The organism is Aurantiacibacter suaedae (assembly GCF_005434915.1).
Classification (GTDB): Bacteria; Pseudomonadota; Alphaproteobacteria; order Sphingomonadales; family Sphingomonadaceae; genus Alteraurantiacibacter; species Alteraurantiacibacter suaedae.
Window position 1 is genome coordinate 317,348 of record NZ_SKCG01000002.1, and the last position, 22,389, is coordinate 339,736.

The 22,389-nt window shown below is 64.3% G+C and carries 25 protein-coding genes; 10 read left to right on the top strand and 15 right to left on the bottom strand.

What is annotated here, in order from left to right; genetic code table 11:
- Nucleotides 1–44: 44 nt before the first annotated feature.
- Nucleotides 45–1,400, bottom strand: a complete 1,356-nt coding sequence (locus E0473_RS07775; protein ID WP_137680310.1) for a mechanosensitive ion channel family protein — start codon at nt 1,398–1,400, stop codon at nt 45–47.
- Nucleotides 1,401–1,524: 124 nt separating this feature from the next.
- Nucleotides 1,525–1,917, bottom strand: coding sequence for a hypothetical protein (locus tag E0473_RS07780; protein ID WP_241657396.1), 393 nt, complete (start codon nt 1,915–1,917; stop codon nt 1,525–1,527).
- 217 nt (nt 1,918–2,134) lie between these two features.
- Between E0473_RS07780 and lptB the strand changes: the two genes are divergently transcribed.
- Both lptB and rpoN read left to right on the top strand, forming a co-directional pair.
- The gene (gene lptB, locus E0473_RS07785) at nt 2,135–2,899 is read left to right on the top strand and encodes an LPS export ABC transporter ATP-binding protein (RefSeq protein ID WP_241657457.1); all 765 of its coding nucleotides are present in this window, start codon (nt 2,135–2,137) and stop codon (nt 2,897–2,899) included.
- A gap of 71 nt (nt 2,900–2,970) precedes the next feature.
- Nucleotides 2,971–4,455: an RNA polymerase factor sigma-54 gene (rpoN, locus tag E0473_RS07790; protein ID WP_137680312.1), complete on the top strand. Its 1,485-nt coding sequence runs from the start codon at nt 2,971–2,973 to the stop codon at nt 4,453–4,455.
- A gap of 104 nt (nt 4,456–4,559) precedes the next feature.
- Here rpoN and E0473_RS07795 read toward each other — a convergent pair whose 3' ends face one another.
- Nucleotides 4,560–4,817 carry a hypothetical protein gene (locus tag E0473_RS07795; RefSeq protein ID WP_137680313.1) on the bottom strand — a complete coding sequence of 86 codons (258 nt, stop codon included), beginning with the start codon at nt 4,815–4,817 and terminating at the stop codon, nt 4,560–4,562.
- A gap of 636 nt (nt 4,818–5,453) precedes the next feature.
- Between E0473_RS07795 and ctrA the strand changes: the two genes are divergently transcribed.
- Complete coding sequence (gene ctrA / locus E0473_RS07800) at nt 5,454–6,161, top strand: response regulator transcription factor CtrA (RefSeq protein WP_137680314.1); 708 nt, start codon at nt 5,454–5,456, stop codon at nt 6,159–6,161.
- Between the two features lie 45 nt (nt 6,162–6,206).
- Here ctrA and E0473_RS07805 read toward each other — a convergent pair whose 3' ends face one another.
- Nucleotides 6,207–7,445 carry a mechanosensitive ion channel family protein gene (locus tag E0473_RS07805; RefSeq protein ID WP_137680315.1) on the bottom strand — a complete coding sequence of 413 codons (1,239 nt, stop codon included), beginning with the start codon at nt 7,443–7,445 and terminating at the stop codon, nt 6,207–6,209.
- 97 nt (nt 7,446–7,542) lie between these two features.
- Here E0473_RS07805 and trmB point away from each other — a divergent pair, with 97 nt between their 5' ends.
- Nucleotides 7,543–8,250 (top strand): tRNA (guanine(46)-N(7))-methyltransferase TrmB, encoded by a 708-nt coding sequence (gene trmB, locus E0473_RS07810; protein ID WP_137680316.1) that lies wholly within the window; start codon nt 7,543–7,545, stop codon nt 8,248–8,250.
- Here the strand turns inward: trmB and E0473_RS07815 are convergent.
- Nucleotides 8,247–8,705: an NUDIX hydrolase gene (locus E0473_RS07815; protein WP_137680317.1), complete on the bottom strand. Its 459-nt coding sequence runs from the start codon at nt 8,703–8,705 to the stop codon at nt 8,247–8,249. The genes trmB and E0473_RS07815 overlap by 4 nt on opposite strands.
- On the opposite strand from E0473_RS07815, the gene E0473_RS15530 reads away from it, so the two are divergent.
- Nucleotides 8,704–8,841 carry a hypothetical protein gene (locus E0473_RS15530; RefSeq protein ID WP_206663431.1) on the top strand — a complete coding sequence of 46 codons (138 nt, stop codon included), beginning with the start codon at nt 8,704–8,706 and terminating at the stop codon, nt 8,839–8,841. The genes E0473_RS07815 and E0473_RS15530 overlap by 2 nt on opposite strands.
- Nucleotides 8,842–8,913: 72 nt before the next feature.
- Here E0473_RS15530 and E0473_RS07820 read toward each other — a convergent pair whose 3' ends face one another.
- Nucleotides 8,914–11,178: an NADP-dependent malic enzyme gene (locus E0473_RS07820; RefSeq protein WP_241657397.1), complete on the bottom strand. Its 2,265-nt coding sequence runs from the start codon at nt 11,176–11,178 to the stop codon at nt 8,914–8,916.
- A gap of 116 nt (nt 11,179–11,294) precedes the next feature.
- Here E0473_RS07820 and mutS point away from each other — a divergent pair, with 116 nt between their 5' ends.
- Nucleotides 11,295–13,913: a DNA mismatch repair protein MutS gene (gene mutS, locus E0473_RS07825; protein ID WP_137680319.1), complete on the top strand. Its 2,619-nt coding sequence runs from the start codon at nt 11,295–11,297 to the stop codon at nt 13,911–13,913.
- Between the two features lie 23 nt (nt 13,914–13,936).
- A complete protein-coding gene (locus tag E0473_RS07830; protein ID WP_137680320.1) occupies nt 13,937–14,353 on the top strand; it encodes a YidH family protein in 417 nt (138 codons plus the stop codon).
- Nucleotides 14,354–14,359: 6 nt separating this feature from the next.
- Here the strand turns inward: E0473_RS07830 and E0473_RS07835 are convergent, their stop codons facing one another.
- The gene (locus E0473_RS07835) at nt 14,360–14,665 is read right to left on the bottom strand and encodes a hypothetical protein (RefSeq protein WP_137680321.1); all 306 of its coding nucleotides are present in this window, start codon (nt 14,663–14,665) and stop codon (nt 14,360–14,362) included.
- Between the two features lie 105 nt (nt 14,666–14,770).
- Between E0473_RS07835 and E0473_RS07840 the strand changes: the two genes are divergently transcribed.
- The gene (locus E0473_RS07840; protein WP_137680322.1) at nt 14,771–15,184 is read left to right on the top strand and encodes a hypothetical protein; all 414 of its coding nucleotides are present in this window, start codon (nt 14,771–14,773) and stop codon (nt 15,182–15,184) included.
- A 1-nt stretch (nt 15,185) separates the two neighbouring features.
- Here E0473_RS07840 and E0473_RS07845 read toward each other — a convergent pair whose 3' ends face one another.
- Genes E0473_RS07845 through gluQRS form a run of 3 tightly spaced genes read right to left on the bottom strand, consistent with a single transcriptional unit; the run spans nt 15,186 to nt 16,853 of the window.
- Nucleotides 15,186–15,752 carry a cob(I)yrinic acid a,c-diamide adenosyltransferase gene (locus E0473_RS07845; protein WP_137680323.1) on the bottom strand — a complete coding sequence of 189 codons (567 nt, stop codon included), beginning with the start codon at nt 15,750–15,752 and terminating at the stop codon, nt 15,186–15,188.
- A 19-nt stretch (nt 15,753–15,771) separates the two neighbouring features.
- Entirely contained in the window at nt 15,772–15,999 is a 228-nt protein-coding gene (locus E0473_RS07850; protein ID WP_137680324.1) for an HIG1 domain-containing protein, read from the bottom strand.
- Complete coding sequence (gene gluQRS / locus E0473_RS07855; RefSeq protein WP_137680883.1) at nt 15,996–16,853, bottom strand: tRNA glutamyl-Q(34) synthetase GluQRS; 858 nt, start codon at nt 16,851–16,853, stop codon at nt 15,996–15,998. The genes E0473_RS07850 and gluQRS overlap by 4 nt, the downstream gene beginning before the upstream one ends.
- Before the next feature lie 145 nt (nt 16,854–16,998).
- Between gluQRS and E0473_RS07860 the strand changes: the two genes are divergently transcribed.
- On the top strand, nt 16,999–17,607 hold the full coding sequence (locus tag E0473_RS07860; RefSeq protein ID WP_137680325.1) for an HNH endonuclease: 609 nt from the start codon (nt 16,999–17,001) through the stop codon (nt 17,605–17,607).
- A gap of 13 nt (nt 17,608–17,620) precedes the next feature.
- On the opposite strand, the gene E0473_RS07865 is transcribed toward E0473_RS07860, so the two are convergent.
- The 4 genes from E0473_RS07865 to dksA all read right to left on the bottom strand — a co-directional run bounded on the left by E0473_RS07865 (nt 17,621) and on the right by dksA (nt 20,627).
- Complete coding sequence (locus tag E0473_RS07865) at nt 17,621–18,043, bottom strand: DUF4112 domain-containing protein (RefSeq protein ID WP_137680326.1); 423 nt, start codon at nt 18,041–18,043, stop codon at nt 17,621–17,623.
- Between the two features lie 19 nt (nt 18,044–18,062).
- Nucleotides 18,063–19,604 (bottom strand): ABC transporter substrate-binding protein, encoded by a 1,542-nt coding sequence (locus E0473_RS07870; protein ID WP_241657398.1) that lies wholly within the window; start codon nt 19,602–19,604, stop codon nt 18,063–18,065.
- Between the two features lie 70 nt (nt 19,605–19,674).
- Entirely contained in the window at nt 19,675–20,019 is a 345-nt protein-coding gene (locus E0473_RS07875) for a PilZ domain-containing protein (protein ID WP_137680327.1), read from the bottom strand.
- Nucleotides 20,020–20,168: 149 nt separating this feature from the next.
- Entirely contained in the window at nt 20,169–20,627 is a 459-nt protein-coding gene (gene dksA / locus E0473_RS07880; protein ID WP_137680328.1) for an RNA polymerase-binding protein DksA, read from the bottom strand.
- Between the two features lie 288 nt (nt 20,628–20,915).
- Between dksA and E0473_RS07885 the strand changes: the two genes are divergently transcribed.
- The gene (locus E0473_RS07885; RefSeq protein ID WP_137680329.1) at nt 20,916–21,248 is read left to right on the top strand and encodes an SEL1-like repeat protein; all 333 of its coding nucleotides are present in this window, start codon (nt 20,916–20,918) and stop codon (nt 21,246–21,248) included.
- Here the strand turns inward: E0473_RS07885 and E0473_RS07890 are convergent, their stop codons facing one another.
- Complete coding sequence (locus E0473_RS07890) at nt 21,249–22,388, bottom strand: GNAT family N-acetyltransferase (protein ID WP_137680330.1); 1,140 nt, start codon at nt 22,386–22,388, stop codon at nt 21,249–21,251.
- Nucleotide 22,389 lies beyond the last annotated feature (1 nt).

The window sequence follows — 22,389 nt, forward strand, 5'->3', positions numbered from 1 at the left end:
CTATCACGAAAAAGGGGCCGGAGCGGGAAACTCCGGCCCCTTTTTCATTCCACCGGACGTGAAGTGTCGAGCAGGTCGTTATCCGCCGGAGTGGTGGCGCGCTCTTCCTCCACCATGCGCGCGATCTCGTCCTGCGGGCCGAGGTCTTCGGCATGACTGGCCGCAGGCACGGGGACGGGCGCAGGGGCAGACGGCGCGGGCGCTTGGCCCTCCGGCTCGGCGCGGCGGGTGCTTTGCAACGGCAGCGGCTCGGTGCGCTGGTCGAAACGGAGGCGATAGATCGGCTCGGGCAAGCCGAAGCCCGCCCCTTCCAGAGCCGACTTGACCTCGACGATCGCGCGGCTGCGGGCGCGGTGCCAGTCGCTCTCTCGCTGATCCACCCAGCCGAGAAAGCGAACCTGCACGTTGGAATCGCCCACATCGACCAGCCGCGCTTCCGGCGCGGGCTTGTCGATCACGAAAGCGAGACCCGCCAGCACCTGCCGCCCAAGCACGCGCGCGGCTTCGACATCGTCGTCCGCATCGACCCCGAGCACGAAATCGAACCGCCGCTGCGGGTTCGTGGTGTAGTTGAGGATCACTGCCTTGAAGACGGTGGAATTGGGAATGCGCAGGTGGTTGCCGTCAAGCGTCATCAGGATCGTGGCGCGGCTGGTCAGGCGCACCACGCGACCCTCGCGGTCGTCGATCACCACCCAGTCATTGGGGCGGAATGGCTGTCGCAGGCTCAGCATCAGCGAGGCGACGTAGTTCTCCACCGTGTCGCGCATGGCAAAGCCCAGCGCCACGCCGATCACGCCGGCACCGCCGAGCACCGCGCCCATCAGCGCGCCGGCCCCGATCATGTCGAGCGCCACGACCACGCCGCCGAGCACGAAGACGAACCGCAGCGCACTAGCGATCAGCTCAGCGAGGAAAGCGTTGGGCGTAAGGCGCCGCCAAAGGCTGTCGAACGAAGCGAGCATATAGCCGAAAGCTCCGATGGCCAGTCCGGCGAGCACGGCAATGCCCACCAGCGGCAGGCTGCGCAGCAGGCCGGTCAGGCGATCCTGCAAGCCCTGCGCCTCGGCGCCGACATCAATCGAGACATCGCGCTCGATAAGGTTTTCGACCGTCACCACGCCATCGACGCCCGTGGCAATCGCCTCGGCCCGCGCACTGGCGGCGGTGTCGGGCACAAGGCCGCCGAGCGTCACCACCCCCTCGCTGGCGCTGACCGTCACATCGGCAAGGCTGGGGACATTGGCGAAAATATCGGACAGGCGGGTCACGATGCGCTCGTCCTGATCGTCCTCGCGTTCCAGTGCAATCGGGGCGCTGGGGGGCGTGGGTTCGGCCTCTTCGGGCGCGGCACTTTCCTCGCCAGTGAAGACCTGCGCGCCGCTGACGGGCGCAGCCATGCCCGGTGCAGACAGAGCGGACAGAGCCAGAATGGCGAAAAGCCTGGCGAGGAGCGTCTGAACGGAAGTCATCGCCAAGGGTCTAGCAGACAATCGCGCGATGCCCAGCAGCAGCGGTGCGTGGTCAGAACAGCGCCAGCATCGCCTTGGCGAAAAGGGTGAGGATTACCGGCAGGGATAACGCCCCGGCCCATATCATCGCCACGTCGCGGCGAAAGACACCGGACAAGGCCGGATCGCCCGCCTCAGCGTCGCTCAGACCTTCCCAGCGTTTCTCGAACCAGCGGCAGGCAGGAATGATCGCCGCGACCAGCACGATGAGCGCGAAATAGGGCAGGATATTGCCGTTGCCCGTTTTCAGCGCGCCCATGGTCACGAAGATATGCAGGCCGGTGTAAACCAGCAGTGCGAAAGCGACGTGGTCGCTGATCCGCTTGCGATAATCGATTGCGCCTTGCGCAAGGCCATCTGATGCGACCGGTTTGCGAACAAGGCTTTTTGCCAGAGCGTCAACCATGACAGGCTCCTATCCCAGTTAGATGAACAAGTTGTCAGATTCGCGGCATTCTTGCAAGTCTATCAACTATATGTTCAATCGAAGCCGCTATCGCTGGCCCCAATGGCCATGCACGAACCCTGCCAATTGCCCTTCAATGGCGCACAATTCATGCTAGAGGGCAGACATGAGCGCGATTGACGACAGCACCATCGACCCCCGGGATCTGGCCGAAAGCATGGCCGATGGTCCCTCCAACGCCGCCCCTGATCTGCCCCCGCAGGGCGGTCTCGAAGTGGTCTCGATCGCCAAGAGCTACGACAAGCGCAGCGTCCTGTCGGACATTTCGCTGACCGTGGCCAAGGGCGAGGTGCTCGGCCTGCTCGGCCCCAACGGCGCGGGCAAGACGACCTGTTTCTATTCGATCATGGGGCTGGTGAAGCCGGATTCGGGCCGCATCATGATGGACGGGGTCGATGTCACCAAGCTGCCGATGTACCGCCGCTCGATCCTTGGCCTCGGCTATCTGCCGCAGGAAACCAGCATCTTTCGCGGGATGACGGTTGAACAGAACATCCTGTGCGTGCTCGAAATGGTCGAGCCGGACAAGGAAATCCGCAAGGCCGAGCTGGAGCGATTGCTCGAAGAGTTCCACATCACCCGCCTGCGCGACAGCCCGGCGATGGCACTCTCGGGCGGCGAGCGGCGGCGCTGCGAAATCGCCCGCGCGCTGGCAGCCAAGCCCTCGATCATGCTGCTCGACGAGCCCTTCGCGGGGATCGACCCGCTTTCGATCAGTGATATTCGTGGGCTGGTGAAGGATCTCAAGAGTCGCGGGATCGGCGTGCTGATCACCGACCATAACGTGCGCGAGACGCTCGACATCGTCGATCGCGCCTGCATCATCTACGGTGGCCAGGTGTTGTTCGCCGGCTCACCGCAGGAGTTGGTCGCGGACGAGAATGTGCGCCGCCTCTACCTCGGCGAGGACTTCTCGCTTTGATGATGAATGCCCGCCCAAACACCGCTCGTCCTGAGTCCGAGGCTCAGGACGAGCGGGCTTAGGAGGATATCATGGCGCTGGGGCCGCGCCTGGACTTACGGCAGTCGCAATCGCTGGTGATGACGCCGCAGCTGCAGCAGGCGATCAAGCTGCTGGCGCTGTCGAACCTAGAAATCGAGACCTTCATCGGCGAGGCGCTGGAGGCCAACCCGCTGCTCGAAGCAGGGCAGGTCAGCCGCGAGGACGGCGGCGACGCACCCGCCAGCGAAACTCCGCCCGACCCCGCCACTGCCGACGACCTCATCCGCGAAGGCGCGGGCGAGGCCGATGCCCCGCTCGACCTCGACCCCACCGCGCTCGACAGCGACCGCGACACCGGCGACGGAGATCGCGGCGACTGGTCCGCCAACGACTTCGCCGCAGGTGCTGGCGAAGCGCCCGACCTCGAAAACCGCAGCGACAATGCCACCTCGCTCGCCATGCATCTGGAGGCGCAGGTCGGCTCGGTCACCGGCGACCCGCAGGCGGGCTTCGTCATGCGCCACATCATCGGTATGCTAGACGAGGCGGGCTACCTCACCGCCTCGCTGCGCGATCTCGCCAGCGATCTCGGCCTGCCGGTCGCTGAAGTCGAACAGGCGCTCACCCTCGTGCAGATGCTCGACCCGACCGGCGTGGGCGCGCGCAGCCTATCCGAATGCCTCGCTCTGCAGGCGAAGGAGGCCGACCGCTACGATCCATGCATGGAAGTGCTGATCGAGAACCTCGAGCTGGTCGCCAAGGGAGCCTTCGCGCACCTCAGACGCATCTGCGGGGTCGACGAGGAAGATCTGGTCGACATGCTGGGCGAACTGCGCAGCTACGATCCGCGGCCCGGCCTGCAATTCGGTGGCTCAACAAGCGCCGCAGTGGTGCCCGATATCCTGCTGACGCCGAGCCGCAGCGGCGGCTGGGACATCCAGCTGAACGAGGACACCCTGCCCCGCCTCGTGGTGAACCGTGGCTACTATGTAGAAGTGCGCGGAGGCTGCACGAGCAAGGAGGCGCGCGGCTGGCTTTCCGAAAAGCTGGCCGACGCCAACTGGCTGATCAAGGCGCTCGACCAGCGCCAGAAAACGATCCTCAAGGTTGCCGCCGAAATCGTGAAGCAGCAGGACGGGTTCTTCCGCAAGGGCGTCTCCGAACTGCGCCCGCTGACGCTGGCCAAGGTGGCCGAGGCGATCGAGATGCACGAAAGCACGGTCAGCCGGGTGACGAGCAACAAATACCTCCACTGCGAGCGCGGAACCTTCGAGCTGAAGTATTTCTTCACCAGCGGTGTGGGCGGAGGCGCGGACGGCGAAGGCGCGAGCGCGGAAGCGGTGAAAGCCCGCATCAAGGCACTGACCGACGCGGAAGATCCGGCCAAAATCCTGTCCGACGATACGCTGGTGGACATGCTCAAGGCCGAAGGGTTTGACCTCGCGCGGCGCACGGTGGCGAAATACCGCGAAGCTATCGGGATCGGATCGAGCGTGCAGCGCCGGCGCGCGAAAAAGCTGGCGGCCATGGGCTGAAAAGGCGTTGCGCAAGCCCGCGCCCGCACAGCAATAGGGCGGCGGGAATACCCACCGCCCTATTTCAAACCGGGGTTTAAACTATTGCCCGGAGAGCATTGTCATTACAAAGGCGCGCTATCCGAGATGGGCTCGCCGGTGATATCATCCACGCCATCGCCATCTTCATCGACCGGGGCGGGAGCAGGATCGGCCGGGGGCGGAGGCGGCGGCGCTGCCTCGGTCGGCATCGGCTCAGGTGCCGGTTCGGAGGGAACCGTGGTATCCGGGCCATCGGTGTCTTGCGCGCTAACGGCAGTGCCACCCATTGCAAGTGCGAGGGCGAGCGTAGCGCCGGCGAAAGTTGCAGACATCTTTTTCATTGGTCTCTCCTTAGTATTCGCAGCCAGTGACTGGCCTGACACCTGATTGACTTACGACAGGACTTTTGGCTCCCCCAATTGAGGCGAGATGATGGCAATAATCGACCATCCGTTTACGTTAATATAGGGTTCAGCACAGAATTGCGGTGAACCGAAAAATGGGGCGGTGAGAGCGACAGCTTGGGGGCGCCGACGCGGCGAATTCGGTCAGACGAGGCCTTGGCCACGCTCATGATCGCCTCAATTGTATGTCACCAGTGAGCCCTGAGCACAGTTCGCAAGACTGTCACTTTGAGCGACATAAGCGGGCCCCCTGATCAAGACCGGCGGCGACGACATGGGTTAAGGCCAATCCCGGCAAGCCTCGGCTGCTAGCCAAAAGCGCGAGCGAAGCGACGGCAAGGACGACCGCCCACCCGCAGCAGCTCCGCAGCCGGCAGGGCGAAAGGAACACCCGCGAGGACGCCCGGCCCGGATGGTCGGGCATGAAGCAAGCAGTGTCACTCAAAAGACTCAGAAAAAAGTCTTAACGAAGGTAACGCGTTATTAACCTTTTTTAGTGACAAGTTGCGTGGTTAATTTACGGAAAGACCCTTTATAAGGGGGGTAATCCGCAGCAATTGGGGTGTGACGAACATGCGCGTTCTGTTGATCGAAGACGAGCCGACGACCGCCAAGGCCATCGAGCTGATGCTCACGACCGAAGGCTTCAATGTCTATTCGACCGACCTGGGCGAAGAAGGTCTCGATCTGGGCAAGCTGTATGATTACGATATCATCCTGCTCGATCTGAACTTGCCTGACATGCATGGTTACGACGTTCTCAAGAAGCTGCGCGTGGCCAAGGTGCAGACCCCGGTTCTCATTCTCTCCGGCATTTCGGAGATGGATTCGAAGATCCGCTCGTTCGGGTTTGGCGCAGATGATTATGTCACCAAGCCGTTCCACCGCGACGAGCTGATCGCCCGCATCTATGCCGTGGTGCGCCGTTCGAAGGGCCACAGCCAGTCGATCATCCGCACCGGCAAGCTGGCGGTGAACCTCGATGCCAAGACCGTGGAAGTCGATGGCGCGCGGGTGCATCTCACCGGCAAGGAATATGCGATGCTCGAGCTACTCAGCTTGCGCAAGGGCACCACGCTGACCAAGGAAATGTTCCTCAACCACCTCTATGGCGGGATGGACGAGCCGGAACTGAAGATCATCGACGTGTTCATCTGCAAGCTGCGCAAGAAGCTGTCGAGCGCGTGCGGCGGCGATAACTATATCGAGACCGTCTGGGGCCGCGGCTATGTGCTGCGTGATCCCGATGAAGAGGCTTCGGACGAATCCGAAGCGGCCTGAGTTTAATAAGGGTATCCGGTACCCCCCAAGAGGCGCCCCGTCGGTTCAGGCTGACGGGGCGTCTGCCTTGTCCGGTCGGGCAACAAGCGCACCAAGATCGAGGCCGCTGGGTTGCTGGAACAGGCGCAGGCCGAATTCGGGCAGGATCGCGATCAGGTGGTCGAACAGGTCTGACTGGATCGCTTCGTATTCGGCCCAGTCGGTGGTGCCGGTGAAACAATAGATTTCGAGCGGCAGCCCCTGCGCGGTCGGCTCCAGTTGGCGCACCATCAGCGTGAAGCCCTTACTCGCCACCCGCGGATGGGCGCGCAGCCAGGCTATGACATAGGCGCGGAAGGTGCCGATGTTGGTAAGCCGCCGCGCGTTGACGGGGTTGATGTCGCCCGAGACTTCACGGGTGTTCCATTCCTCGATCTCGGACCGCTTGGCCGAGAGATAGGGTTGCAGCACGCGGAAGCGGTTCAGATCGGCCACCTGTTCCTCGGTGAGGAAGCGGATGGAGTTCTGATCGAGCGAAAGTGAACGCTTGATCCGCCGTCCGCCCGCATCCTGCATCCCGCGCCAATTGCGGAAGCTGTCGGAGATCAGCATGTGCGTGGGAATGGTGGTGATGGTCTTGTCGAAGTTCTGCACCTTCACCGTGTGCAGCGCGATGTCGATCACGTCGCCATCGGCGTTCATGCCGGGCATCTCGATCCAGTCGCCCACGCGCAGCATGTCGTTGCTGGAAAGCTGGACCGAGGCCACCAGTGACAGGATCGTATCCTTGAACACCAGCATCAGCACCGCGGCCATCGCGCCGAGACCGGACAGGAGCAGCAGGGGCGACTCGCCGATGAGCACCGCAATGCCAAGGATTGCCGCCGCGCAGTAAACAACGATCTTGAGCACCTGGAGATAGCCCTTGATCGGGCGGGCTCTGGCTTCGGGACGGCGGCGGTACAGCTCTTCGAGATAGTCGAGCGACTTACTGATCGCCATCGCCACGGCCAGCACGATGCAACAGCGCGCCACGGCGATGATTACCGAGTCGAGATCCGCCGGCACGTAGGGCACCAGCTCGATCCCGCGCGACACCACCAACAGCGGGATAACCTTCGCAAGGCGAGCGACCCCGCGGTCGGCAGTCTTGCTGCGGGCATCGAGGAAGGGCGCCGCCAGCCGGAGAAGCACGTGTTTGATCAGCCAGTCCACCGCAAAGGCGACAAGCGCGAGCACGGCAAGTCCGATCACCGTCTGCAGGACGGGCGCAAGCTGGGCGAACTGGGCGAGGAGTGTCTGCATGGCGCAACGAGAGCTAGGGACTGGCGCGCAGCAAACCAACCCCTCGCTTCGCCACGGCACTGGACAACACCGCGCAAACCGGCCTAGCGGGCGCGCCATGAGTGCACACAAGGAAGGCGATCCCACCACGCTGAAGCGGCTTTATGGTCGCAGCCAGGGCAAGAAGCTGCGCGCCGGGCAGCAGGAACTGGTCGACACGCTCCTGCCGCGCATTGCCGTGCCCGAAGACGGCCCGATCACTGCCGAGCGCCTGTTCGGGCACGATTGCCCGCTGCATTTCGAGATCGGCTTTGGCGGCGGCGAACACATGGCTTACCGCGCCGACCTCCTGCCCGACCATGGCTTTATCGGCGCCGAACCCTTCATCAATGGGGTAGCCCAGGCCCTCACCCACATTGAAGAAGGCAACCTCGGCAATGTCCGTGTCTACAACGGCGATGCGCTACAAGTGCTGGAGCGTATTCCCGATGGTTCGCTGACCATGCTCTATCTGCTGCACCCCGATCCCTGGCCCAAGGCCAAGCACGCCAAGCGCCGGATGATGAACGACGGCCCCGTGCAGATGATCGCCAGGAAGCTGAAGCCGGGCGGCGAGTTCCGCTTCGGCACCGATCACCCTGTCTATGTTCGCCATGCGCTGATGGTGATGCAGCGCTTCACCGACCAGTTCGAGTGGCAGGTGACAGGCCCGGAGAGCTTCCAGAACCGCCCCTCGGGCTGGCCCGAAACGCGCTACGAACACAAGGCGCGCACGACCTACGGTCACGAAGTCTGGTATTTTCGCTATAGGCGCACCGACGCCTAGTCGGCTGGCGGCCTGGGATCAGCCGACACGCAGATAGCCTGTGCCTGCCGCGCGACTTCCGCGACATTCACGCTGAGCGCGACATTGGCATCGGCAAGACCATCAACACAGAACCATTCCGCTTCGAGCGCGTCGTCGCCCGCGAGCGGTTCGCCTGCGAGCCATCGGCACAGCACGGCGATCAACACGAAGTGGCGGCGCAGGGTTCCGTCCTCGGCGTGGTCGAATACGTCCACAGCCGTGAACGTTTGCAAGGCTTCGCCTCGGATCGCGGTTTCCTCGTAAAGCTCGCGAATGGCGGCCTGCTCGATGGTTTCGCCCGCTTCGATCTTCCCGCCAGGAAAGCCCCACCGCCCGGCATCGGGCCGATTGGCGCGGCGAACCAGCAGGACCTGCCCTGCGCGAACAACGACGGCGATAGTCGCCGCAACCGGCCGTTCTGATCGTTGCGTCATGAGACGAGCCCTTTCCGAAGATCGATTGTCTGCCGTCGCAGCGTTTCGCAGCCGTCCGGTGCAGAAGATAGCGCGATATTACGAGTACGAATCGCTGCTCGGCGACCGCGAGCCGCCGCTCGACTATCGCAAGTAACGGCAGGCGGTCCGCTCCGCCAATCGTTCACACGGGCAGGGAGCCATAACCGGCTCCCTGCCCGAATGCGGTTTAGCCCAGCACCCCGGCGCTCGCCAGCACGGCCAGCGTGAGGATATCGGGCGCAATCGAGGTCATCGGCGCGATCTGGACCGGTTTTTCCGAACCGATCAGCATCGGCCCGATGGTCGCATCGCCGCCCAGTTCGCGCAGCAACTTGGCAGATAGGTTCGCGCTTTGCAGACCCGGCATGATCAGCACGTTCGCCGGACCCGACAGGCGGCTGAACGGATAGAGCTTCATCACCTTCGGGTTGAGCGCGGCATCGGGCGCCATTTCGCCCTCGTATTCGAAGCCCGGCTCTTCCTCATCAAGGATGGCGACGGCCTCGCGGATGTTCTCCAGCCATTGGCCCGAGGGGTTGCCGAAGGTCGAGTACGACAGGAAAGCCACACGCGGTTCGTGCCCCATGCGGCGCGCAACGGCAGCGGTTTCCTTCGCGATATGCGCGAGTTCCTTGGCAGTGGGACGTTCGTTCATGGTGGTGTCGGCAAGGAACGTGGTGTGGTTCTTGCCAATCATCATGTGGACCCCGAAGGGGATCGCGCCCGGCTTCGGATCGAGCACGCGGGCAACTTCGCGCGCCGTCTGGCTGAAAGTGCGGGTAAGGCCCGAAATCATCCCATCGCCATGGCCCAGCGCCACCAGCAGCGCGGCGAATACGTTACGCTCCTGATTGACCATGCGGCGCACGTCGCGCTCGGTGTAGCCCCGGCGTTGCAGCCGCTTGTAGAGATACTCCACCATCGGCTCGATATGCTCGGAGGTGTAGGAGTTCTCGATGATGTAGCTGTCAGGATCGTCGACCGCGAGTTCGACCAGCTTCTCGCGCACCTTCTCGGTGCGTCCCACCAGGATCGGCGTGCCGTAACCGAAATCGCGGAACTGGATCGCGGCGCGCAGGGCCACCTCTTCCTCGGCCTCGGCGAAGACCATCCGCCCCGGATTGGCCTTGGCCAGCGAGTAGATGTTGGTGAGCGCCGCCGTGGTCGGGTTAAGCCTCGCCTTGAGGCTGTGGGCGTAGATGTCGAAGTCCTCGATCGGGGCCAGCGCCACGCCCGAATCCATCGCCGCCTTCGCCACCGCCGAAGACACCACCTCGATCAGGCGCGGGTCGAACGGCGCGGGGATGATGTAGTCGGTGCCGAACTGGTGGTTGATGCCATAGGCCGCCGCTACTTCCTCCGGCACCGGCCGACGCGCGAGTTCCGCAATCGCATGGGCCGCCGCGATCTTCATTTCCTCGTTGATCGTGGTTGCCTGCACGTCAAGCGCGCCGCGGAAGATGAACGGGAAGCCGAGCACGTTGTTGACCTGATTCGGATAGTCCGACCGGCCCGTCGCCACGATGGCATCGGGGCGCACGGCCTTGGCCGCATCGGGGGTGATCTCGGGGTCGGGGTTGGCCATGGCGAAGATGATCGGCTGGTCGGCCATGCCCTTCACCCATTCGGGCTTGAGCGCGTCCTTCGCCGAGAGGCCGAGGAAGATATCCGCGCCTTGGAGCGCGTCTTCCAGCGTGCGGCGGTCGGTCTCGACCGCGTGCGCGCTTTTCCACTGGTCGACATTGTCGCGGCCCGGGAAGATCACGCCCGAACGGTCGCACATCAGCACATTTTCGTGGCGCACGCCCATCGACTTGATCAGTGCGGTGCAGGCAATCGCCGCCGCACCTGCACCGTTGACCACCACCTTCACATCCTCAAGCTTGCGCCCGGTGAGATGGCAGGCATTGACGAGACCCGCCGCCGTGATGATCGCGGTGCCGTGCTGGTCGTCGTGCATGATCGGCACGTTCATCCGCTCGCGCAGTTCCTGCTCGATGATGAAGCATTCCGGGGCCTTGATGTCCTCAAGGTTGATCCCGCCGAAGCTAGGCCCCATCAACGCGACGGCATTGATGAAGGCTTCGGGATCCTCGGTGTCGAGTTCGAGATCGATCGCATCGACATCGGCAAAGCGCTTGAACAGCACGGCCTTGCCTTCCATCACCGGCTTGGAAGCCAGCGCGCCCAGATTGCCGAGGCCAAGGATGGCGGTGCCGTTGGAGATGACCGCGACGAGGTTTGAACGCGCCGTGTACTTCGCCGCCAGCGAAGGATCTTCGGCAATCGCCTTCACCGGCGCGGCCACACCGGGCGAATAGGCCAGCGACAGATCGCGCTGGGTCGCCATCGGCTTCGACGCCACGATCTCAATCTTACCGGGGCGGATCGTCTCGTGATAGAACAGCGCTTCGCGGGTGGTGAAATCCTGGTTGGTCTCGTCGTCTTTCACGTCAATCTCCATGTGCTGGCCACCGCCATAAAGAGGTGAGCCGCGCGGGGATAGGGGAAAGGCGCCCGGCGAGCCTTTCCGAATCGCCTCGGGCAAGGCTAGGCCTCACCGCGATCATGTCTTCCGCCCCTACCCCGATGATGGCGCAATATCTCGCGCTCAAGAAAGAAGCGGGCGAATGCCTGCTGTTCTACCGCATGGGCGATTTCTTCGAACTGTTCTTCGAAGACGCGCGCAAGGCTTCCGCCGTACTCGATATCGCGCTGACCACACGCGGCGAGCATGGGGGCGAGCCGGTGCCGATGTGCGGGGTGCCGGTCCATTCGGCGGAAGGCTATCTCGCGCGGCTGATCCGCGCCGGATGCCGGGTGGCGATTGCCGAACAGGTCGAGACGCCTGACGAAGCCAAGGCGCGTGCGAAACGCGAGGGATCGCCGGTTTCCAAGGCGCTGGTGAAGCGCGACATCGTCCGCTTCGTCACCGCCGGGACACTGACCGAAGAGGCGCTGCTCGAACCGCGCCGGGCCAACATGCTGGCCGCCGTCTGCGAAGTGCGCGGGGTGTGCGGGATCGCCGCATGCGACATCTCGACCGGGCGCATGGAGCTGGAAGAATGCGAGGCGCTGGCGCTGGGCGCGGCGCTGGCACGGATCGGGGCGAGCGAGGTGGTCGCGCCAGAGGACTGGGACAGCGGCCCCTCAGAGGACGTAGCGCGACCCGCAAGCGACTTTGCCAGCGACAAGGGCGAGGCGCGGCTGAAGGCACTGCATCAGGTGGCGACGCTCGATGGCTTCGGCCAGTTCAGCCGCGCGATGCTGGCCGCTGCTGGCGGGCTGGTGGCCTACCTCGACCATGCCGGACGCGGGCAACTGCCGCTGCTGCTGCCGCCCGTCGCCCGCCCGCACGGCGGCTACATGGCGATGGACGAGGCCACCCGCACCAGCCTCGAAATCCTCGCCAGCCAATCGGGCGGGCGCGAAGGCAGCCTGATCGCGGCGATAGACCGCTGCTCGACCGGCGCAGGCGCGCGGTTGCTCGCCGAGGACCTCGCCGCCCCGCTGGCCGAGGCGGCTGCGATCAACGCACGGCTGGCGCTGGTGGCCTGGCTTCACCGCGACCCGCTGCTGCGCGGCGACCTGCGTGAGGCCCTGCGCGCCCTGCCAGACATCGGCCGCGCCTTGGGCCGGGTGGTGGCAGGCCGAGGCTCGCCGCGCGACCTTGGCCAAATTCGCGACGGGCTCGACCGGGCACGTCAGATCGGCGAGCTGCTCGCCGAGGCGCCCGACAGCCCGCCGCTGCTCGCTCAGTTGCTGCCTGCGCTTGGCGGCCATGCCGAGCTTGTCGACCTGCTGGCGCGCGCGCTGATCGCATCACCGCCAACCGAGCGGCAGTCGGGCGGCTATATCGCATCGGGCTACGACACCTCGCTTGACGAATTGCGCGACATCTCGGGCAATGCCCGCCGCGCCATTGCCGCGCTGGAAACGCGCTATCGCGAAGAGACAGGCATTTCGGCGCTCAAGATCAAGCACAACGGCGTGCTCGGCTACTTCATCGAAGTGCCCACGCGCCACGGCGATGCGCTGATGGCGCAGGGCAGCGGCTTCACCCACCGCCAGACCATGGCCGGCGCGGTGCGGTTCAACTCGGTGAGCCTGCACGAGGAAGCCACCCGCATCGCCGAGGCTGGCGGACGCGCGCTCGCCGCCGAGGAAGCGCATTTCGAAGAACTGATCGCAGCGGTGGCAAACAGCGCCGAGCCGATCGCCGCCACCGCCGCCGCGCTGGCGCGGATCGATGTCGCCGCCAGCCACGCAACCCGCGCGGTGGAGGGCGAATGGTGCCTGCCGCAGATCACCGAGGGCACAGACCTCGCTATCGAAGCAGGGCGGCATCCGGTGGTGGAGCAGGCGCTTGAACGCGCTGGCGAGCGGTTCGTCGCCAACGACTGCACGCTCTCGGCGGCAGACCGGCTGTGGCTGGTCGGCGGGCCAAACATGGGCGGCAAGTCGACCTTCCTGCGGCAGAACGCGCTGATCGTGCTGCTGGCGCAGGCAGGCAGCTTCGTGCCCGCCAAGGCCGCGCGGATCGGGCTGGTCGATCGGCTGTTCAGCCGGGTGGGCGCTGCCGACAACCTTGCGCGTGGGCGCTCCACCTTCATGGTGGAGATGGTCGAAACCGCCGCGATTCTCAGCCAGGCTGGCGAAAAGAGCTTCGTCATTCTCGACGAGGTAGGGCGCGGCACCTCAACCTACGACGGACTGGCACTGGCCTGGGCCGTGGCCGAAGCGATCCACGAGACCAACCGCAGCCGCTGCCTGTTCGCCACGCACTATCACGAGATGGCACGGCTGGCCGAAAGCTGCCCGGCGCTCTCGCTGCACCATGTGCGGGCGCGCGAGTGGAAGGGCGATCTGGTGCTGCTGCACGAACTGTCCGAAGGTGCGGCGGATCGCTCTTATGGCCTTGCCGTGGCAAAGCTGGCAGGTGTCCCCGCGCCGGTGGTCAAGCGCGCGCGCGACGTGCTGGCGCGGCTTGAAAAAGGCCGCGACGAGACGGGCGGCCTTGCCGCAGGGCTCGGCGAACTGCCGCTTTTTGCTGCCTCAATGGCTAAGGAAGAACAAGCACCCGATCCCCTGCGTGCGCTGCTTGATGAGGTTGATGTCGACGCGCTCTCGCCGCGCGAGGCGCTCGATCTGATCTATCGGCTGAAACAGGAGTCTGGAACGAGCTAACCATTTGGCGCGTTGCAAAAACTATGGCGGAAAGCGATTCAAGCGATCAATCGGACGGCAAGAACGAACTTGCCGAATTCCGCACCAATCTTGCCGAAGATCGCAGTATCATGGCGATGGAGCGCACCTTTGCAGGTTGGATTCGCACCGCTTTTGCCGCAATCGGGATCGGCATAGCCTTTCGGGCGCTGTTCGGAGAGTTCGATCCGCCATGGCTGGCGCGCGCGATTGCGACGGCATTCATTCTCACCGGTGCATGGCTGGCGCTGATAGCGCAACACCGCGCCTGCAAAACTCTGGAACGGCTGGATCCGCATCAACTCGAGCACATCTCACCGCCCAACTTCCGCTGGCTTGCCTGGTGCGTGGCCGCGGGAGCGGGTCTGCTCGTCGCCGGGCTCTGGATCCTCAATGACGGATCGCTGGGGCCCGGCGATTAGAGCGGTTTAGCTGTCGTCTTCAGGGCGGCGGGAGGGCTTGTAAAGGCTCTCGTCATCGTCATGTGCGGGCTCGCCGCGAAACGCGTTCATGTCGATTCTGCCCGAGCTTTCCATGTCGCGCATGTGATCGACGAGATCCTGCTTGGAACCGCCCAACACGTTGGTTTCGTTCGGGCCCTTGGTGCTTTCGGTAGGGCTGCGCATCTGCTGACGGATTTCGCCCGCACGATCAGCCACGCTTTGCGCCTGTGTCGGAGCATCGTCCTGCTCGGAATTGTGCACTTCGGGTGCGAGTTCGTTCTTGTCGGTCATAGAATTGCTCCTTTGCCGACAAAACGGACGAACGGCGCGCACCGTTCCCGAAAAGGCTTGCGCGAAAACCACAGGTTAACCCGCTGCTGCTAAGCCATCCCAGCTATGCAAGGCGGGTTTCTCAAGCTTGTAGCCGGGGCGCTGGTAATCGGCGCGCTGATGATGTTCGCGGTGCTGCAACTGATCGGCACCGAAGCGAACAAGGGCCGCCTCGCGCAAATGGCCGATCAGCCTGCTGCGCCCGAACCCGTGATCGCACCCACTTCCGCCCCCAATCCGCCGCCGACACCCCAAGCCGCCCCGCAAGCCATGCCGGAGACGGTTTACGAAGACGATGAATGGTATGGCGAAGACAGCGTGGGCCAGGGCTTCACGCCCGAACCGTTCGACCCGAGCCCCAAGCTTGACGACCTTCCCCCGGAAGACCTGCGGTTCGATCCACAACCCGAGCCGGGCGTCGGCCAGCCGCAGATAGTGGTGCCCGACGGCGCCGTGGCTGTGCAGGCACCGGAGCAATAACTCAGCGGCTCGCGCCCGGCACCCACAAGACATCGCCAGCACCGCCCTGATTGGCGAGGCGTGCCATCACGAACAGATAGTCCGACAAGCGGTTGATATAGGCCAGCGCCTGCGGGTTGACGGGCGCCTCCGCCGCCAGCGCCGCCACTGCACGCTCCGCCCGGCGCGCCGCCGTGCGGGCGAGGTGAAGCCGCGCCGCAGCCTCGCTGCCGCCGGGCAGGACGAAGCTGGTGAGCGGCGCAAGCTCGGCATTTTCGGCGTCGATGCGCTGCTCCAGCCACTCGGTCTGGGCGGCGACTATGCGCAAGGTCATTTCAGAGGGCGCAAAGTCTTCGCCCGGCGTAGCGAGGTCCGCGCCGAGATCGAACAGATCGTTCTGAATGTGCCGCAAGTGCTCGGCCAGGCTGCCATCGAGCGCGCAGATCGCAAGGCCGATGGCGCAATTGGCCTCGTCCACCGCGCCCACGGCTTCCAGCCGCGCGTGATGCTTGGCCAGGCGCGAGCCATCGACCAGCCCGGTCGTGCCATTATCGCCGGTGCGGGTGTAAATACGGTTCAGGCGGACCATGCGCCGCTGTGCAACCGGATCAGCCGTTGATCGCGAGCAGGATCAGAACCGCCACGATGGCGAGCGCCTGATACTTGATGCGCGACATCATGGCCTTGTTCTGCCGCATCTGCAGCTCGGCCGAATTGGTGCCGCCGTTTTCCAGGTCCACTTTGGTCGTCTGCAGGAACGCGACAACGCCGCGCACCAGACTGACCACAACCATGAGCGACAGCCCGACGATCAGGATAACGAGAAGGACATTCATGACTCGCTATGTAGGCTCTCTGACAGCGAAATGCCAGCGGGCAGCTTTCCGGCGCGCAGATGCTCGGCCAGAGCGCGCCCGTCTTCACCCGCTTGCCTGAGGTCAGCCAAGGCAGGCGAACCGCGGCGCTTGGCCAGCTTGCGCCCGTCTGCATCGAGCAACAGCGGATGGTGGTGCCAGGTCGGCACCGGCAGGCCGAGCAGAGCCTGCAACAACCGATGCACGTGAGTCGAGGCGAACAGGTCCATCCCGCGCGTCACCAGCGTCACCCCGTCGGCGTGGTCGTCCATCGTGGCAGCGAGGTGATAGCTGGCGGGCGCATCCTTGCGCAGGATAACCACGTCGCCGAACAGTTCGGGCCGCGCCTGCTGTTTGCCCGCCAGATCGTCGGTCCAGACCAGCGGCCCGGCGATTTCGCAGGCCTTCGCCATGTCGAGCCGCCAGGCACAATGGCTGGTGTCGCCGGTGACGGGCTGCTCGCGGCAGGTGCCGGGATAGACCGGCGAGCCATCGGGCGCCGTTTCGCGCGATGCCGCAGCGATCTGCGCCCGTGTGCAGCGGCACGGATAAAGCACACCCAGCGCGCGGCAGAGCAGCATGTGCGCCGCCGCGTCGTAGCTTGCCACACGGGTCGACTGCGCAGGCACCTCATCCCACTCGAGGCCGAGCCATGCCAGATCGCGGCGAAATTCGTCGGCCAGTTCCGGCCGTGAACGCGCGCCGTCGATGTCCTCGATCCTGAGCAGGAACCGGCCGCCGCTCCGCATCGCCAGATCATGCGCGGTCAGCGCGGAAAAGGCGTGACCAAGGTGCAAGGGGCCGTTCGGGCTGGGGGCGAAACGCGTCACGATCATGGCATCATTCAGCCCCTGTCTGGACACGCTTGTCGCCTCCTTACCACGCGACTCGCGAAAATTCCTGTGGATTCGGTTTTTGTAACAGGCTTGACGCTTTCCTGCGCAAATGCTCCTCTCGACCGCATCAGGGAGGACACAAGCCGTGTTCAATGCCGAACTGATCGAACGGGCCGCGCGCTTTCGCAGCGCCGATGAAGACCCTACGCGCAGGTTAGAATCCTGCCCCGCCCTCGTGCTCAACGCGGACTACACCCCGCTGTCCTATTATCCGCTCAGCCTGTGGCCGTGGCAGACCGCTATCAAGGCGGTGTTCCTCGAACGGGTGGACATCGTCGCGAGCTACGAGCGCGCCGTGCATTCGCCCTCGCTCGACATGAAGATTCCCTCGGTGATCGCGCTAAGGCAGTTTGTGAAGCCCAGCGAATTCCCCGCCTTCACGCGCTTCAACCTGTTCCTGCGCGATCGTTTCGCCTGCCAGTATTGCGGCAGCGAAAAGCATCTGACCTTCGATCATGTCGTGCCGCGCCGCCTCGGCGGGAAGACGACTTGGGAAAACATCACCACCGCCTGTGCGCCGTGCAACATGAAGAAGGGCGGGCGCACACCCCGGCAAGCCGGGATGCGGCTGCAATATGAACCGATCCGGCCCACCAGCTGGCAGCTGCAACAGCACGGCAAAGCCTTTCCGCCTAACTACCTGCACGAAACCTGGCGCGACTGGCTTTATTGGGACATCGAGCTGGAGGCCTGAGCCTCGCGGCGCCCTACTGCTCGATCACCTGCGTCTGCGGATGGTGCTTGTCGAGGTGCTTCTTCACGATTCTGAGATTGCGCGTGTTCGAGCGGAACATGAAATCGAACAGGTCGCCCGCCACCGGCACTGCGCCCACCACGCTATCGAAGGCGACATTGCCCGCCATGCGCGCAAGCTTCCATTTCGGCATCCCCAGATTGCGCGCCTCCCACACGATATAGGCGCCCATCGCCATGCCGATAATATCGCCCGCGACGGGAATGAGCCCGACCACGGCGTCGAGCCCGACCGGGCGATTGATGCCCGGGATAGTGAAGCTGCGTTCGAGCAGAATCTCCATCGCTTCGATCCGCCGGCGCACCGAATGCGGATCGTTGCCGAGCGGCAGGTCGGCGGTCAGGCGGCGGGGTTTGGTCTGCATCGGCGTTGGCATGGATATGCTCCTCGCCCTGTTATCTGGGGACCTCGGCCATCGGCGGCAAGGGATGGAAGGCATAGCGGTTGGGCGAGAACCCCTGCATGCCGCTGCGCACCAGCGACCAGCGGATCGGCGCACCGATGGGGATATAGACGTTGTCGCGCGCGAACTGCAGTTCCGCTTGCGCGATCAGGCTGGCGCGCACGATCGGATCGAGCGCGTTCATCGATTGGGAAACGAAGCTGTCGGCCTGCTCGCTGCACAGGCCCTGCCCCAGCGAACAGGCGAACTGGTTGAGGAACCAGCGTGGATCGGAAAAGCGGGCTACCCGGTCCATCAGCACCAGATCGGCCTTGTCAGGATCTTCCGCCCGTTCGAGCCGGATGTTGATCGTGGCGAGCTGCTCGGCGAGGCCTTGCAGCAGCAGATCGAGTCCCGGGCCTTCGTCTATCGCCAAGGTCAGGCGTGCAGCTGCGGGCGTTTCGCTGGCCTGCCGGGCAAGGTACTGTTGCACGCGGGCGCGCGCTGTTTCGCGGCGCTGTTCGAGCGACTGATCGGCCCAGCGCTCGCCCACCAGCCCCGAATCGCCGGGCAAGCCGGGCGCGACCAGTCGCGTGCTCGCCGCCCAGCCGCCAACGCTGAAGGGCGCCATCACCGCAGGCCGGTCGATCGCCATGGCGACGGCCTCACGCAGCACCGGTTCCTCAAGCAGCCCGTTGGCCTCTCGCACGCGCAGGCCGAACAGCCCGATTGCCGGATCGATCTGCAAGGTCCCGCGCGAGAGCGGGCCGATGTCGACCAGCGGCAGATTATCGATCCGCCCGCCCAGCACGATGCTGGCATCGCCGTCGTCGAACATCGTCAGCGCGCGCGAGGCGGACGCGGGAACGACCAGCAGATCGCGCACATCCTTCTGCCACTCGGGCATATCGGGCAGGCCGCGCTCGGCCGGTGGCTTGAACCGGAACAGCATTTCGGCGACCGGCGTTTCGTCGCCCTCGCCGGGCCGTGTCTCTGCCCGCTCCATCGTCATCGGCCCCGCGCCCTCTTCGCGCAGCGCGAGTTCGGGTTGCGCGAGCAGCGTGAGCAGCTCAGGCACCGGCGTGGTCAGGCGGATTTCGACCACCCGCCCGGTCATCGCGCGAATCTCGTCGATAGGCGAGAGGTCGAGCCCCAGCGAGGTGCCTCTCAGCGCCCTGAGATTGCGCCGCAGCGCGTCGCGCACCGATTCCGCGCTCATCTCGCTGCCGTCGGCCCATTCGTCCTCGCGCAGGCGGAAAATGAAGCTGAGGCCATCATCGGTGACGATCCAGCGTTCGGCCAGCGCCGGGACGACTTCGCCGCGCGCATCGAGCGTGACAAGGCCCGATTCGGTCGCCGCACGCACCAGCTGCGCGCCGCTCGAAAGGCGCAGCCCCTCGGCCAGCAGATCGTCATCGTCACCGATCCAGGCCACCGTGAACTCGCCATCGGAGCTCTGCCCGCAGCCAGCCAGCGACAAGGCGAGGGCGCAGGCCAATGAACGAACCATCGGGCGGACGGCGCGATGATGAAACGGGGCGAGAGAGGCCAGCATGGCAGCTGGATTACGCAGCCTGCGCGAAGGCTTCAATGGTAAGGTGAAATGAAGCCGCTCGGTTAGCCGGTCAGATCTTGCGGAACTGTTGCCCGCGTGCGGCTCGCCCAGTTTCGGCCGGAGCAGTGCTGCCGAGCGGTTCGCGCACTTGCTTGGGGTCGATCTCGTCGACAAAAGCGATGCCGAAGCGATTGTCCTGGCGCCAGGCAACGGTGCCCTTTACCCAGCCGATATTGCGCAGATCGACCTCGATCAAAGCGCCGCGACCGACTTCGACCTCACCCTCGGCCATCATGCCACCTGTCGAAAGGTTGCGGACCTTGACCTTGTTGGGATGATCCGCGCCATTGACCCGCACCTGCGAAAGCAGGAACAGGCTGTCGCGATCGACCTGGCGGGTTTCGACGTTGCTCATCGGGCGGATACGTCCCTGTTATTCTCTTGCCGCCGGGCGTGATTGCCGCTCGACGGAGCTCCTTGCTGCGAACGCCTGCGAGCTTGGATTGCCACCCCTAACAAGAGGTTAATCGCACCCCACGCGCTAAAAACCTGTGCCAAAACGGGTCAGTCGTCGCGGGAAATCTTTTCGCGCCGTTCGTGTGCTTCCTGCGCTTCCACCGTCATGGTGGCGATGGGCCGCGCGATCAGGCGATTGATCCCGATGGGGTCGCCCGTGACCTCGCAATAGCCGTATTCGCCCTCATCGATCCGGCGCAGGGCGGCATCGATCTTGGAGATGAGCTTGCGCTGCCGGTCGCGCGTGCGCAGTTCGATTCCCCAGTCGGTTTCGCTGGAAGCGCGATCGTTGAGATCGGGCTCGCGGATCGGGCCATCCTGCAGATTTTGCAAAGTGCCCACCGAAGCTTCGAGGATCGAACGCTTCCATTCGAGCAACAGTACCCGGAAATAATTCAGCTGCTTGTCCGACATGTATTCTTCGTTCTCGTCCGGCGAATAGTCGCGCGGCAAGGCCCGCTTGGCCTTGTTGAGAACATCGATGTCGTCGCCCGTGACAGACGCCATGATTACGTTGCTCCGCACCCAGTATTTAAGGACCGCCCATCCTGCGGATCAATCGGGCCGGACCTGCTCGTACAGGTCTCTGTAACGCCAAACTCCTTGGGCTGTCGCTGGGGCGCGCCTATAGTGATCGCACCCGAAGCAGACAAGCGGCAAGTTGATGCTGTCCCGATCTGTTCAGCGACCGGACGCAAAAACATCTCTGGAAATTAACCAAATATTGAGCACGAGAGTATGACCATCGGGCCATGGGTGCCGGGATTCTCATTTCCGGCTGCATGGGGACAAACAATGAAACTTGCCAGAAGACAGATATTTGCCAAGGTCACGCCCGCCGACATAAGCGGCGTCGACATGATGGTGGCGCAATGCCTGGCCGCAGCGGCGCAGGGCGATGTCGAGGCCTATTTTAACCTTGGCGTAGCCTTCTCGACCGGCAGCCATGGGCTGAATTGCGACCTGATCGAGGCGCACAAATGGTTCAATCTCGCCGCAGCGGGCGGACATGAGGAAGCCTGCCACTGCCGCGCCGATGTTGCCGACGAAATGACCGCGCGTGAAGTGGCCGAAGCGCAGCGCCGGGCGCGCGAATGGCTGCGTGCCGATTTTCGCAAGGTCGCCTGATCAGCCCTTTTTGAACGGGGTCATTTCCCCCAGCCTCAGTTGATCGAATTCGATGCCGCGCCGTTCGGCCTCGACGAATTCGGCCACGGCCCGGCGAAAGTCCGGATGGGCGATATAGTGAAACGAGGTTGTCGCCACCGGCTCATAGCCCCGCGCTAGCTTGTGCCCGCCTTGGGCGCCGGCTTCGACCCGCTCCAGCCCCAGCTCGATCGCCAAATCGATGGCGCGATAATAACACAGCTCGAAATGCAGGAACGGCTTGTCGACCAGACAGCCCCAATAGCGCCCGTACAGCGCCCGCTCTCCGATGAAATTGAGCGCCCCCGCCACAGGATCGCCCGCCTCATCGTGTGCCAATAGCAGCAGAATTTTCTCCCCCATCCGCTCGCCCATCAGGTCGAAGGCATCGCGGGTGAGATAGGGCGTGCCCCATTTGCGCGCGCCGGTGTCCTGATAGAACAGCCAGAACAGATCCCAATGCTCGGGCTTGATATCATCGCCGCGCAGCGCGCTGACACTGATCCCCTCGTTGGCGGAGGCGCGCTCCTTGCGCAGATTCTTGCGCTTGCGAGACGACAGTTCCGCCAGAAAATCCTCGAAGCTGGCATAGCCGCGGTTGGTCCAGTGAAACTGGATGTCCTCGCGCCGCAGCCAGCCTGCATCTTCGAACAGCGCCACCTGCGCCGGTTCCACGAAGGTGGCATGGGCCGACGACCAGCCGTTGATATCGACCAGCTGCGCCGCAGAGCGCAACAGCGGGCCAGCCAGCGCCGGATCGCGTAACAGCAGGCGCGGGCCGGTCGCGGGGGTGAACGGCACGCTGATCTGGAGCTTGGGATAATAGTTGCCGCCTGCCCGCATCCAGGCATCGGCCCAGCCATGGTCGAACACATATTCGCCCTGGCTATGGTCCTTGAGGTAGGACGGCATCGCGCCCAGCAGCGCTCCGCTCTCATCTTCCAGAACGATTGGCGCGCTTTGCCAGCCGGTGCCGGGGCCGACGCTGCCCGAATCCTCCAGGGCGGTGAGAAACTCGTGACTGACGAAGGGATTGTCGCTGCCCGCCAGCGCGTTCCATTCGGCTGCCGGTATCGCACCGACCGAAGGCCGGATTGCTGCGCTGATCTTGCCGCTCGTCATC

Excerpts from the sequence above, each read along its gene's own strand:
- lptB (WP_241657457.1), top strand. The coding sequence starts at position 2,135 with ATGGCCGATGGTCCCTCCAACGCCGCCCCTGATCTGCCCCCGCAGGGC.
- gluQRS (WP_137680883.1), bottom strand. The coding sequence starts at position 16,853 with ATGATCGTGACGCGTTTCGCCCCCAGCCCGAACGGCCCCTTGCACCTT.
- E0473_RS07870 (WP_241657398.1), bottom strand. The coding sequence starts at position 19,604 with ATGCTGGCCTCTCTCGCCCCGTTTCATCATCGCGCCGTCCGCCCGATG.
- E0473_RS07885 (WP_137680329.1), top strand. The coding sequence starts at position 20,916 with ATGAAACTTGCCAGAAGACAGATATTTGCCAAGGTCACGCCCGCCGAC.
- ctrA (WP_137680314.1), top strand. The coding sequence starts at position 5,454 with ATGCGCGTTCTGTTGATCGAAGACGAGCCGACGACCGCCAAGGCCATC.
- E0473_RS07845 (WP_137680323.1), bottom strand. The coding sequence starts at position 15,752 with ATGGTCCGCCTGAACCGTATTTACACCCGCACCGGCGATAATGGCACG.
- E0473_RS07865 (WP_137680326.1), bottom strand. The coding sequence starts at position 18,043 with ATGCCAACGCCGATGCAGACCAAACCCCGCCGCCTGACCGCCGACCTG.
- E0473_RS07840 (WP_137680322.1), top strand. The coding sequence starts at position 14,771 with ATGCAAGGCGGGTTTCTCAAGCTTGTAGCCGGGGCGCTGGTAATCGGC.
- mutS (WP_137680319.1), top strand. The coding sequence starts at position 11,295 with ATGTCTTCCGCCCCTACCCCGATGATGGCGCAATATCTCGCGCTCAAG.
- E0473_RS07850 (WP_137680324.1), bottom strand. The coding sequence starts at position 15,999 with ATGAATGTCCTTCTCGTTATCCTGATCGTCGGGCTGTCGCTCATGGTT.
- E0473_RS07830 (WP_137680320.1), top strand. The coding sequence starts at position 13,937 with ATGGCGGAAAGCGATTCAAGCGATCAATCGGACGGCAAGAACGAACTT.
- E0473_RS07875 (WP_137680327.1), bottom strand. The coding sequence starts at position 20,019 with ATGAGCAACGTCGAAACCCGCCAGGTCGATCGCGACAGCCTGTTCCTG.
- dksA (WP_137680328.1), bottom strand. The coding sequence starts at position 20,627 with ATGGCGTCTGTCACGGGCGACGACATCGATGTTCTCAACAAGGCCAAG.
- trmB (WP_137680316.1), top strand. The coding sequence starts at position 7,543 with ATGAGTGCACACAAGGAAGGCGATCCCACCACGCTGAAGCGGCTTTAT.
- E0473_RS07780 (WP_241657396.1), bottom strand. The coding sequence starts at position 1,917 with ATGGTTGACGCTCTGGCAAAAAGCCTTGTTCGCAAACCGGTCGCATCA.
- E0473_RS07815 (WP_137680317.1), bottom strand. The coding sequence starts at position 8,705 with ATGACGCAACGATCAGAACGGCCGGTTGCGGCGACTATCGCCGTCGTT.
- E0473_RS07835 (WP_137680321.1), bottom strand. The coding sequence starts at position 14,665 with ATGACCGACAAGAACGAACTCGCACCCGAAGTGCACAATTCCGAGCAG.
- E0473_RS15530 (WP_206663431.1), top strand. The coding sequence starts at position 8,704 with ATGAGACGAGCCCTTTCCGAAGATCGATTGTCTGCCGTCGCAGCGTTT.
- E0473_RS07805 (WP_137680315.1), bottom strand. The coding sequence starts at position 7,445 with ATGCAGACACTCCTCGCCCAGTTCGCCCAGCTTGCGCCCGTCCTGCAG.
- E0473_RS07775 (WP_137680310.1), bottom strand. The coding sequence starts at position 1,400 with ATGGCTGCGCCCGTCAGCGGCGCGCAGGTCTTCACTGGCGAGGAAAGT.
- rpoN (WP_137680312.1), top strand. The coding sequence starts at position 2,971 with ATGGCGCTGGGGCCGCGCCTGGACTTACGGCAGTCGCAATCGCTGGTG.
- E0473_RS07795 (WP_137680313.1), bottom strand. The coding sequence starts at position 4,817 with ATGAAAAAGATGTCTGCAACTTTCGCCGGCGCTACGCTCGCCCTCGCA.
- E0473_RS07890 (WP_137680330.1), bottom strand. The coding sequence starts at position 22,388 with ATGACGAGCGGCAAGATCAGCGCAGCAATCCGGCCTTCGGTCGGTGCG.